The sequence below is a fragment of the Agrobacterium sp. 10T429 genome (assembly GCF_056393925.1).
In genome coordinates, this window is sequence record NZ_JBFTGV010000039.1 from 1 (window position 1) to 488 (window position 488).

At 66.5% G+C, this 488-nt stretch carries 1 protein-coding gene; it reads left to right on the forward strand.

Annotation, left to right across the window (positions count from 1 at the left end; translation table 11 throughout):
* Positions 1–488: ABC transporter substrate-binding protein (locus AC1DCP_RS26390; protein WP_476774870.1), on the forward strand; the 488-nt coding region annotated here is incomplete at both ends.

Sequence of the window (488 nt, forward strand, 5' to 3'; positions counted from 1 at the left end):
AAGGTGGACCTGATCGACGGTCCGTCGATCATCCAGCGCTATGTGTCGTTCAACACCCAGGTCAAGCCGTTCAATGACCCGAAGGTGCGCCAGGCCATCAACTACGCMATCAACAAGGAAGCGCTGGCCAAGGTGGCCTTCGCCGGCTACGCCGTGCCGGCCCAGGGCGTGGTGCCGCCGGGCGTGGACTTCGCCGAGAAGCTGGGCCCGTGGCCGTATGACCCGGCCAAGGCGCGCGAGCTGCTGAAGGAAGCCGGCTACCCGAACGGCTTCGAGACCACGCTGTGGTCGGCCTACAACCACACCACGGCGCAGAAGGTGATCCAGTTCGTGCAGCAGCAGCTGCAACAGGTGGGCATCAAGGCGCAGGTGCAGGCCCTGGAAGCCGGCCAGCGCGTGGAGCGCGTGGAGTCGGTGCAGAAGCCTGAGGACGCCGGCGTGCGCCTGTACTACGTGGGCTGGTCGTCGTCGACGGGCGAGTCGGACTG